The following is a 10,138-nucleotide window of genomic DNA, read 5'->3' on the forward strand; positions in this document are numbered from 1 at the left end:
CAGCGGAGCGGCCGGTAGCAGTTCGATGGGTAGCGGCGCGGTCGGCAGCACAGGGGGCAGTCAATCTGGCTCCGGCACGATGGGCGGCGCTTCGTCAGGCTCGTCTACTGTCCCATCGTCCAGTCCGTCGACCGAACCATCGTCCAGTTCTTCGTCAAGCCCTTCGTCAGGTTCGATGAGCACCAGTCCTGGAACGTCGGGATCAAGCGGCGCTACCAGTGGATCATCGTCCAGCATGCCGGAGCCGGCAGGCAGTTCGGGCGCGACCGGGACTTCCCGATAAGCTGAAATATCAGGCAGCAACTGAAGGCGAGGCTTCGACCTCGCCTTTTTTTGTCAGGCGATCCGGACCGGCAACGCGGGCAAACCATGCCGCAGCAGTGCCGTGTGTCGTCCGATGAACCAACTTCAAGCCGGCCCGCTCATACCTACTTTAAGGATGGTTTCATGAACTTGCTGATCACCGGACACCATCTCGATCTCACCCCTGCAATCCGGCAATTTGTCGAAGAGAAGGTGCAGCGAATAACGCGACATTTCGACCAGGTGATGGAAATCGAAGTGGTCCTGACGCTGGAGGAAAACGCCGACAAGGACAAGCGCCAGCGGGCGGAAGTCAACGTACGGGTGAAAGGCGACACGCTGCATGCGGAGAGCTACGCGCAAGACCTGTACGCGGCGCTCGACTCCGTGGTGGAAAAGCTGGATCGACAAGTGGCGCGGCACAAGGACAAGATCAAGGATCACAACAATATCGCCACCAAGCATTTGCAACCCTGATGTGCGGATGCCGGGCGGCATCTGCCGCAGCACGGCAGGCAGCGATCCCGATGCCGCTGGCTATAACGCGGCCGGCAGCGAACGCGGTATTTCCACCAGCTTGAACGGCGGCCGGCCGGGCCAGCTGCGTTCGAGCAGAGGCTTGGCAACGTTATGGACCGGCGTGCCATTGACGGTCTTGCCTTCCAGCGCGCCGCGATGCGCATGTCCATGGAATACCGCCGTTACCGGATAACGGATCAGTGGATCCTCCAGCCGGCTGCTGCCCAGGAATGCGTAGATTTCCAATGGCTCGCCGACCACCGTACCCTCTATCGGCGCGTAATGCATCAGCGCCACCCGTTCGGTGGTGCGCAGCTTGGCCAGCGCCGACTCCAGTTTCAGCGCTTCCTGCAAGGCTTCATTGACGAACTGCTTGATCACCGGCTCTCCCCATGGCCCCAGCGCCCGCCGCCCAAAGCCGCCGGCGAATCCTTTTATGCCGGCAAACCCTACCCCATGGATGACGCAAGCTTCGCCATCGAGGACATGCACGCCGGCATCGGACAGGATCTTGCGCACATCATCCTGGCGCCCGGATTCAAAGTCGTGATTACCCAACACGGCAATCACCGGAATGCGGGCAGGCGCCAGCTCCTCGGCCAGCAGATGCGCTTCTTCGGGCGTACCGTAATCGGTCAGGTCGCCGCACAGCAGCAGCACGTCGGCCGCCTCTGCCGCCTGCAGGAACAAGGGGCGCAATTGACCTGTCGTGCTTTTAGAGCAGTGAAGATCGCCGACTGCTGCCAGCCGCAGCACTTCTCGTTCCTGGATCACGACGCCTCCTCGCTGTTGGGCCCGCTTGCGTCATGCAAGCATCGTACCGGCATGGGCACAAGTCTTGCTGCCGGCTTATAGGAAATCGTCCCGCATCGCGGTCGCGCTGGAAGGCCTGGCCGGACGGAAAGGGAGACAGCAGCATGAGCATGAGCGCGCTTGCAAAAAATGCCTCCGACGAGGGACGGACCCGCCGCTTCTATCGCAGCGTGCTGGAAACGCTGAATGACGCCGGCGTCGATTACATGGTCGGCGGTGCGTATGCATTCCACTGTTACACGGGCATACGCCGTGACACCAAGGATCTGGATATTTTTATCCGCCGCGATGATTTCAGTCGCGTCAGCGATGCGCTTGCCGCGGCGGGCTACCAGACGGAACTGACGTTTCCGCACTGGCTGGGCAAGATCCGCGCAAACGGCGACCTGATCGACCTGATTTTCAGCTCCGGCAATGGCGTGGCAGAGGTAGACGATGCCTGGTTCGCGCATGCGCCGGAAGTGGATGTGCTCGACATTCCCGTACGGATTTGTCCGGTGGAAGAAAATATCTGGTCCAAGGCCTTCATCCTTGAACGCGAGCGCTATGACGGCGCGGACGTCGCCCATCTGCTGCATGCCTGTGCCCGCATGCTCGACTGGCAGCGGCTGATGCAGCGCTTTGCGCCGCACTGGCGGGTGCTATTGAGCCACCTGGTGCTGTTCGGCTTCATCTACCCGGCAGAACGCATGCTGATTCCCGATTGGGTGATGCATGCGCTATTGGCGCGACTGCAGCAGGAGCTGCAAACACCGCCACAGCCGCAAGCGGTTTGCGGCGGCACCCTGCTGTCGCGCGAACAATACCTGGTCGATGTGGAGGAACAGGGCTATGTGGATGCCAGGCTGGAACCGCTGGGCAGCATGACCCGGGAACAAGCACGGATATGGACCGATGCGATACCGGAACGCAACACAAGGATGGCAACGACGCACCGGAAGGAACAAGGCCAGGCAGGACCGGGGGATACGCCCCGGTGCGACCCGACGCCACCCGACGCACAGGCCTGATGAAACCGGCGGCCCACTGGTGACCGGGAGTGACGCCAGCTTGTTGTTTTTATTGGCGGAAGCGGTGAGATTCGAACTCACGAACCCTTTCGGGTTGCCGGTTTTCAAGACCGGTGCAATCGACCACTCTGCCACGCTTCCTGCGCAGTATTCCGGGCGCGTGGAAACTGACTGCACCCGCAACTTTGCGAAGGGGGCAATTATGCCATCGCAGACGCCCGGCAGCAAAAATATTGCTGCGAAAGGTGATGGCGACTATCGCCCAGGATAGCTATTGCTCGACCGCCGCTCAATCAGGCGGCAAGAATAGCTGCTGCAAGTCATTCAGGAATCGCTGCCCCAGGTCGGTCGGGCAAATCCGCTGGTGGTCGCGCAATAGCAGCCCGCGGCGCTCCGCCTCGTCCAGCTGCGCGGCCACTGCGCTGATCGGCAAACCGGTGCGCTCACTGAAAAGATTGACCTCGAAACCGTCCGACAAGCGCAGCGCATTCAACATGAACTCAAAACCGAGTTCGCGCCGCGCGACTTCGCTGGAGTCGGCAATCGCGTTGCCCTTCAGCGCCTGCTCCATGTATGAAGCCGGCTGTTTGTAGCGGGCCTGGCGCACGATCCGGTGCGGAAACGACAGCTTGGAATGCGCACCCGCGCCGATACCGAGGTAGTCGCCGAATTCCCAGTAATTCAGGTTGTGCCGGGCGCGCCGGCCCGGCCTGGCGTAGGCCGATACTTCGTAATGCCCGTAACCGGCCGCCTGCAAATCGGACTCGATCTGTTCCTGCATTTCCGCGCTGGCGTCATCATCGGGCAAGGCCGGCGGGAATTTTGCAAAGACCGTGTTCGGCTCCAGCGTCAGGTGGTACAGCGACAGGTGCGGCGGCGCGAAGGCCAGCGCCGTGGCGATGTCGGCGCTGGACTCGGCGGGCGTTTGTCCCGGCAAAGCGAACATCAGGTCGAGGTTGAAATTGTCGAACGTGCCGGCGGCAATGTCGATTGCGCGGCGTGCCTGCTCGCCGTCGTGAATGCGGCCAAGCGCGCGCAAATGCCCTGAATGGAAACTCTGTATGCCGATCGACAGGCGATTGACGCCGCTGTCGCGATAGGAACGGAATTTCTCGGTCTCGAAGGTGCCGGGGTTGGCTTCCATCGTGATTTCCGCGGCGCCGTCGATCGGCAACAGGCTGCGGATATCCGACAGCATGCGGTCCAGTCCGGCAGCGGACATCAGGCTGGGCGTTCCACCGCCAATGAAGATGGTGTAGATGCGGCGGCCCCAGATCAGCGGCAACGCGGCTTCCAGGTCTGCGCGCAGGGCTTGCAGATATTGTTCCTCGGGAAATGCGCCGCTGGCCTCATGCGAATTGAAATCGCAGTACGGACATTTCCGCACGCACCACGGAAAATGCACATACAACGATAGCGGCGGCAGCGCCGGCAGGTTCAGTACGCCGGGCTGCAGGTAGGCTTGCACCGTACCGATGGCAGCGGGGCCGGCGACGACCGGCTTGATCGGAATCATCGCAATTTCTCCACCAGCGTGCGCAAGGCCTGTCCGCGATGGGACAGGCGGTTTTTTTCCTCGGGCCCGAGTTCGGCCACCGTCTTGCCCAATGCGGGCAACAGGAAATGCGGGTCATAGCCAAAGCCGCCGCTGCCGCGCGGGCTCGCCACGACCTGGCCGTCCCAGCGCCCTTCGGCAATGATGGGCCGCGGGTCGCGCGGGCTGCGCACCATCACCAGCACGCAATAATAATAGGCCGACTTGTCGGCATGGGCCGCCAGGTCCTCAATCAATTTCTGGTTATTGCGGGCATCGGATTTCGGCTCGTCCGCATAGCGCGCCGACAACACGCCGGGCGCGCCGCCGAGCGCGTTGGCGCAAATGCCGGAATCGTCGGCCAGGGCCGGCAATCCGGTGGCGGCGCAGGCATGGCGCGCTTTGGCCAGCGCGTTTTCGATAAAGGTGTCGTAGGGTTCTTCGGCTTCGGTCACGCCAAATTCGGCCTGATTGCGCAAGTCAAAACCCAGCGGGCGCAACAACTGGTCGAATTCCCGCAGCTTGCCGGCATTGTTCGACGCCAGCACCAGGATATTGGACATGTCAGCCCAGGCCCAGCGCAGATTTCTGCAAACCGATCAGTTGCTCGATGCCGCCTGCGGCCAGGTCCATCAGCCGGTTCATGGTGGCGCGGTCGAACGCGGCCCCTTCAGCCGTGCCCTGCACTTCAACGAAGTGTCCGGCGCCGGTCATCACGACGTTCATGTCAGCGTCGCAGCCGGAGTCCTCCGGGTAGTCGAGATCGAGCAAGGCAGCGCCGCCCACCACGCCCACGGAGACCGCCGCGACGAATTCGACCAGCGGGATTTGCGCCAGCTTGCCCGCGGCCACCAGGCCCGAGCAGGCGTCGTAGGCGGCTACCATGGCGCCGGTAATGGCGGCGGTGCGGGTGCCGCCATCGGCCTGGATCACGTCGCAATCGAGCTGCAGCGTGCGCTCGCCAAGTGCGCCAAGGTCAAACGCTGCGCGCAGCGAGCGGCCGATCAGGCGCTGGATTTCCTGGGTCCGTCCGGACTGCTTGCCGCGCGCCGCTTCGCGGTCCATTCGGGTGTGGGTAGAGCGCGGCAGCATGCCGTATTCAGCCGTCATCCAGCCTTGCCCACGGCCCTTCAGGAAGGGCGGCACTTTTTCGTCGATGCTGGCGGTGCACAGTACGCGGGTATCGCCGAATTCGATCAGTACCGATCCTTCGGCATGGCGCGTGTAGTGGCGTGTGATGCGCACCGCGCGCAAGGCGTCGGCGGCGCGGCCGCTGGTCCTGGAAACAGTCATGGGAGCCTAGTTCTTGTTGGTGATGCGCGTGGATTTTTCAATCGCGCTGCGAATGTCGTCGATCGCTTTTTCAATTTCAGTGTCGCTGAACGGGTCGCCGCCATCAGGATCGACCGGGATCGTCGTGGTCATGGTGCCCACCGGCAAGCCGTCAGTCATGATGGTGGTCGAGGTCAGCAGGTCGCCGGCGCTGGCGCCTTCCCAGGCTACGGCCAGCGCGGTGACATTGTCGCTTTTTTTGCCCGCGATGCGGGCCGCGTCACGCACCAGTTCGGGTACGGCGCGCATGACGGTATTGTCGCGCAAGGTGCGCGCCAGTTCAGCGTCGTCGATGGTGGACCACAGGCCGTCGGAACACAATAGCAGCACATCGCCGGGTTGCAGCGCGGCGCGGCGCGAGATGTCGATCATCGGCTGCGACGGAGCGCCCAGACAGTTGAAAATCCTGTTGCGCTCGGGATGGGTTGCGCGCTCGCTGGGCTGCACGCGACCTTGTGCGACCAGCAACTCAAAGCGCGAATGATCCTTTGTACGCGCCAGGATTTCACCGTTGCGCATCCAGTACAGGCGCGAATCGCCGCAGTGCGCCCATATCGCCTGCCCTTTCTGCACGACGCACGCAACCATCGTGGTGCGCGGCGTTTCAGGCAGGTTTTTCAGGGCCCGGTAACGATGGATTTCGCGATGGGCGGCCAGGATGCCTTGCTCCAGGAAGGCTTCCGGATCGGGCAAGCTGTCCTTGGCCAGCTCCTGGAACATCGCGCCGATTGTCTTTAGCGCGATACCGGCAGCGACTTCTCCCATGATGTGCCCGCCCATCCCATCGGCCATCAACAGCAAAAGGGAGTCGCGGGTAAAGCAGTACCCCATCCGATCCTGGTTGTTCTGGCGTCCGCCTGTGTGGCTTTCCTGGTAAATCGAAAATCGCATGTGGTCCTGTCGCTGCTAGCGCGAATTATCCTGGTTGGTCGTGGCCGGCGCGTTCGATGTCGGCTGTCGTGGCGGCAGCCTGAGTGCGGAGCGGATCGTATCGAGCAGGCGCACGCCCAGGCTCTCCACAATGACCGGCACGGCCTCCTCGTGCTGCAATGCCTTTTGCAGGGCAAACACGCTTTGCGGACGAGCCAGCGGGTCCATCATCAAGGTCCAGCGGATGACCTCGATCAGCGCTGGCGAGTAGAACTCGTTGAGCTTCTCGAAATGGGCATCCATGCGGTCGTTGACCTTGCGTTGATCCGCCGCCTGCGGTGGCGCCCCGACCATGCAGGCGAACATCGACGCGCCGATGCTGTAAATATCGGTCCACGGACCGAGGCTGCCATTTTTCTGGTACAGCTCGGGGGCGGCGAATCCGGGGGTGTACATCGGGTAAAGCTTGGGACTGTCTTCACGCAAGGTCTGGCGGGATGCGCCAAAGTCCAACAAGATCGGCGTGCCATCCATGCGCAGGTAAATGTTGGCCGGCTTGATGTCCAGGTGCAACAGCTTGTTGGCGTGGACTTCACGCAGTCCATTCATCACTTGCCCGAACATCTTGCGGATGAAACGCTCGGACACCAACGGCTTGTCGCCCTTGTCACGCCGGCGCAGGATGTGGTCCTGCAGCGAACGGCCCGACTCGTAGGCCATCACCATGTACACCGTTTCGTGGGCACGGAAAAAATTCATCACGCTCACGACATTCGGATGGCTGATCCGGGCCAGTGCGCGCCCTTCTTCGAAGAAACACTTGAGTCCGATACGAAATACCGGCAAGTTCTCGGGTGCAATCACCGGCGCGAGTTCGCCGGGTTGGCGCAAGGCAAGCGAACTGGGCAGGTATTCCTTGATCGCCACGGCATTGCCATCCTCGTCATTGGCGAGGTAGACGATACTGAACCCGCCCGATGCAATCTTCTTTACAATGCGGTATCCGGCTATGTCCAGACCGTCCGGCAGTGGAGCATTGGTTTGCGCTGCCATAATTCCTTGAGCTTTCCTGTTGCGCTGTCTTGTCGGCCTGCCAAGTGGGTATTGCCATGGTGCAGCGGCGCCACTGGCGCGCTTGACCACTGAGGCTCGTGGTGGATGGATTCTGTCGGACGCCCTTTGATTTGTAAAGAAGAAACCGAGGACTCAATTTGACAATCTGCAGCATGACTGGATACGCCGTGGCGAGCCGCGACAGCGAGCACGGCACTCTCACCATTGAGCTCAAAAGCGTCAACTCGCGCTTCCTGGATATCCAATTCCGTATCAACGACGACCTGCGATCCTTTGAGCCGGCGTTGCGTGAATCCATCATGCAGGGCGTGGCGCGCGGCAAGGTCGAGTGCCGCGTCAGCTTTGGCCGCAAGACTGCCGGCAGCAGCCAGGCACTGAATTCGACCTTGCTTGCCACCATCGCCGGCATGCAGGCCGAGCTTCGCAAGTCGTTTCCCGATGCCGCTGCGCTGTCGGTTTCCGACCTGCTGCGCTGGCCTGGCGTGATCGAAGAAGCGCACGCGACACAGGACAGCCTGCAGGCTGAACTCAACGCGCTGCTGGCCGGCGTGATGCGCGACTTCATCGAGTCGCGCAAGCGCGAAGGCGCTGCGCTGCAAGCCATGCTGCTGTCGCGCGTCGACGACATGGAAAAAATCGTGGCCCGCATTACGCCGCTGATGCCGCAGGCAATCGCGCAGTTCCAGCAGAAAGCGACCGAGCGCATGCAGGAAGCGCTGTCAATGTCGACCCAGGGAACGCTGCGCGACGAAGCGATGGAGCGCGTGCGCCAGGAAGTTACGCTGTACGCAGTGCGCATGGACGTGGCCGAAGAACTGAACCGGCTGGCAGCGCACCTGGCTGAAACCCGCGCCATCCTGGCCAAAGGCGGCCAGACCGGCAAGCGTCTTGATTTCATGATGCAGGAGCTCAATCGCGAAGCCAACACGCTGGGCTCCAAGGCGGCACTGAAAGAATTGTCCGAAGCCGCGATGGCGCTCAAGCTTTTGATCGAGCAGATGCGGGAACAAGTTCAAAACCTGGAATAGACGAAAGACGCAGATGACAAGCCAACAGATGCCGTTGACGCCGGGGCCTTCCGGCAGCCTGTTCGTGGTTGCCGCACCATCGGGCGCCGGCAAGTCCACGCTGGTCAACGCCCTGCTTGAACATGAGCCGGGCATCAGGCTGTCGATCTCCTACACGACGCGCTCGCCGCGCCCGGGCGAAGAGCACGGCCGCGAATACTTTTTCATTACAGTGGAAGAATTCACCGAGCGCCGCAATGCCGGTGAATTCCTGGAGTCGGCGGAAGTCCACGGGAATTATTACGGCACGTCCCGCGTGCAGATCGCCGACCAGATGCAGGCCGGCACCGACGTGCTGCTCGAAATCGACTGGCAAGGCGCGCAACAGGTGCGCAAGCAGTTTCCGGCGGCGGTCGGCGTGTTCATCCTGCCGCCGTCCATTGCGGCGCTCGAAGAGCGCCTGCGCAAGCGCGGCAAGGATGACCAGCATGTGATCACGCGCAGACTACTGGCGGCCGGGGGCGAGATGGCGCATGCCCCGGAGTTCGACTATGTTATTATCAATCAAGAGTTTGCGACCGCTTTGTCGGAGCTGGTCGCCATCGTAAAAGCAACTCGTTGCCGGTTCCCGCAGCAGTCCTCGCGCAATGCCTCGTTGTTCGCAGTTCTCGGCATACATGCAAACCAAACCTAGATTCGATTCACTGGAGTGAAAATTGGCCCGTATCACGATTGAAGATTGTCTCGACCACATTACCAACCGTTTCCAGCTGACCCTGTGCGCAACCTATCGCGCCCGTCAGTTGTTGCAAGGTCATACTCCTAAAGTCGACGCCAAGGACAAGGCAACCGTGCTGGCCCTGCGCGAAATCGCCGCCGGCCATGTCGGTATCGAGATGTTGAAAAAAGTACCTCTCTAAATTTCTTTTCGAACGATTACGTGATGGGGCTGGTCTGTCGATCATATGAGTTTGACGCCTGCAGATTCCCTTTTGGCAACGCCCCCCGCACGTCGGCGCGGCGCTGATCGGCGCGCCAGCAACTCCCCTCCTGCCGAAGCCGCACCGCCTCCCGGCGTGGCATCCGTCACTACCCTGATCAGCAAGCTGTCGGACTACCTGTCGGCAGCGGACATGAAGAAGGTCAAGGAAGCGTATCGCTTCTCCGACGAAATGCATCTCGGACAGATGCGCAAGTCGGGCGAACCCTACATCTCGCACCCGATTGCCGTCGCCGAAATCTGCGCCGACTGGAAGCTGGACGGCCAGGCCATCATGGCGGCGCTGCTGCATGACGTAATGGAAGACCAGGACGTGCGCAAGGATGAGCTCATCGAGCGCTTCGGCGCCCCGGTCGCCAGCCTGGTTGACGGACTGTCCAAGCTCGAACAGCTCGAATTCCAGAGCCAGATCGAAATGCAGGCGGAGAATTTCCGCAAGATGCTGCTGGCGATGGCGCGCGACGTACGCGTGATCCTGATCAAACTGGCCGACCGGCTGCATTACATGCGCACGCTGGAAGCCTTGTCCAGCGACAAGTAGCGCCGAATTGCGCGCGAGACGATGGATGTCTACGTGCCCATTGCCCACCGGCTCGGACTCAATACGCTGTACCGCGAACTGCAGGACCTGGCGTTTGCCCTCCTGTATCCGCTGCGCTACCGCACGCTGGGCAAG

12 protein-coding genes, 1 tRNA gene and 1 pseudogene are annotated in these 10,138 nt (G+C 61.6%); 6 read left to right on the plus strand and 8 right to left on the minus strand.

Annotated elements, in window-relative coordinates:
* Positions 1-60 precede the first annotated feature (60 nt).
* Entirely contained in the window at positions 61-237 is a 177-nt protein-coding gene (locus tag Q7T64_RS15745; protein WP_304797655.1) for a hypothetical protein, read from the minus strand.
* A gap of 210 nt (positions 238-447) precedes the next feature.
* Here Q7T64_RS15745 and hpf point away from each other — a divergent pair, with 210 nt between their 5' ends.
* Positions 448-780 (plus strand): ribosome hibernation-promoting factor, HPF/YfiA family, encoded by a 333-nt coding sequence (gene hpf, locus Q7T64_RS15750; protein WP_304797657.1) that lies wholly within the window; start codon positions 448-450, stop codon positions 778-780.
* A gap of 60 nt (positions 781-840) precedes the next feature.
* Here hpf and Q7T64_RS15755 read toward each other — a convergent pair whose 3' ends face one another.
* Positions 841-1,596, minus strand: coding sequence for a metallophosphoesterase (locus Q7T64_RS15755; protein ID WP_304797659.1), 756 nt, complete (start codon positions 1,594-1,596; stop codon positions 841-843).
* 149 nt (positions 1,597-1,745) lie between these two features.
* Here Q7T64_RS15755 and Q7T64_RS15760 point away from each other — a divergent pair, with 149 nt between their 5' ends.
* Entirely contained in the window at positions 1,746-2,645 is a 900-nt protein-coding gene (locus Q7T64_RS15760; protein ID WP_304797661.1) for a nucleotidyltransferase, read from the plus strand.
* Positions 2,646-2,698: 53 nt separating this feature from the next.
* On the opposite strand, the gene Q7T64_RS15765 is transcribed toward Q7T64_RS15760, so the two are convergent.
* The 6 genes from Q7T64_RS15765 to Q7T64_RS15790 form a co-directional block, all read right to left on the minus strand.
* Positions 2,699-2,786 (minus strand) — tRNA-Ser (locus Q7T64_RS15765).
* A gap of 148 nt (positions 2,787-2,934) precedes the next feature.
* A complete protein-coding gene (gene hemW, locus Q7T64_RS15770; RefSeq protein ID WP_304797664.1) occupies positions 2,935-4,161 on the minus strand; it encodes a radical SAM family heme chaperone HemW in 1,227 nt (408 codons plus the stop codon).
* On the minus strand, positions 4,158-4,742 hold the full coding sequence (gene rdgB / locus Q7T64_RS15775; protein WP_304797666.1) for an RdgB/HAM1 family non-canonical purine NTP pyrophosphatase: 585 nt from the start codon (positions 4,740-4,742) through the stop codon (positions 4,158-4,160). The genes hemW and rdgB overlap by 4 nt, the downstream gene beginning before the upstream one ends.
* 1 nt (position 4,743) lies before the next feature.
* Positions 4,744-5,472, minus strand: coding sequence for a ribonuclease PH (gene rph, locus Q7T64_RS15780; RefSeq protein WP_304797668.1), 729 nt, complete (start codon positions 5,470-5,472; stop codon positions 4,744-4,746).
* Between the two features lie 6 nt (positions 5,473-5,478).
* Positions 5,479-6,402: a PP2C family serine/threonine-protein phosphatase gene (locus tag Q7T64_RS15785; RefSeq protein ID WP_304797670.1), complete on the minus strand. Its 924-nt coding sequence runs from the start codon at positions 6,400-6,402 to the stop codon at positions 5,479-5,481.
* A gap of 15 nt (positions 6,403-6,417) precedes the next feature.
* Entirely contained in the window at positions 6,418-7,434 is a 1,017-nt protein-coding gene (locus Q7T64_RS15790; RefSeq protein ID WP_304797672.1) for a serine/threonine-protein kinase, read from the minus strand.
* Between the two features lie 173 nt (positions 7,435-7,607).
* Here Q7T64_RS15790 and Q7T64_RS15795 point away from each other — a divergent pair, with 173 nt between their 5' ends.
* From Q7T64_RS15795 to Q7T64_RS15810, 4 genes and pseudogenes are all read left to right on the plus strand, one after another.
* Positions 7,608-8,483, plus strand: coding sequence for a YicC/YloC family endoribonuclease (locus Q7T64_RS15795; RefSeq protein WP_304797673.1), 876 nt, complete (start codon positions 7,608-7,610; stop codon positions 8,481-8,483).
* A gap of 13 nt (positions 8,484-8,496) precedes the next feature.
* A complete protein-coding gene (gene gmk / locus Q7T64_RS15800) occupies positions 8,497-9,156 on the plus strand; it encodes a guanylate kinase (protein WP_304797675.1) in 660 nt (219 codons plus the stop codon).
* Positions 9,157-9,178: 22 nt separating this feature from the next.
* Positions 9,179-9,382: a DNA-directed RNA polymerase subunit omega gene (rpoZ, locus tag Q7T64_RS15805; protein WP_304797677.1), complete on the plus strand. Its 204-nt coding sequence runs from the start codon at positions 9,179-9,181 to the stop codon at positions 9,380-9,382.
* 45 nt (positions 9,383-9,427) lie between these two features.
* A pseudogene (locus Q7T64_RS15810) lies at positions 9,428-10,138 on the plus strand (HD domain-containing protein); the annotation flags it as partial.

Origin of the sequence: Lacisediminimonas sp. (assembly GCF_030645335.1) — a bacterium.
Lineage (GTDB): Bacteria > Pseudomonadota > Gammaproteobacteria > Burkholderiales > Burkholderiaceae_D > Lacisediminimonas.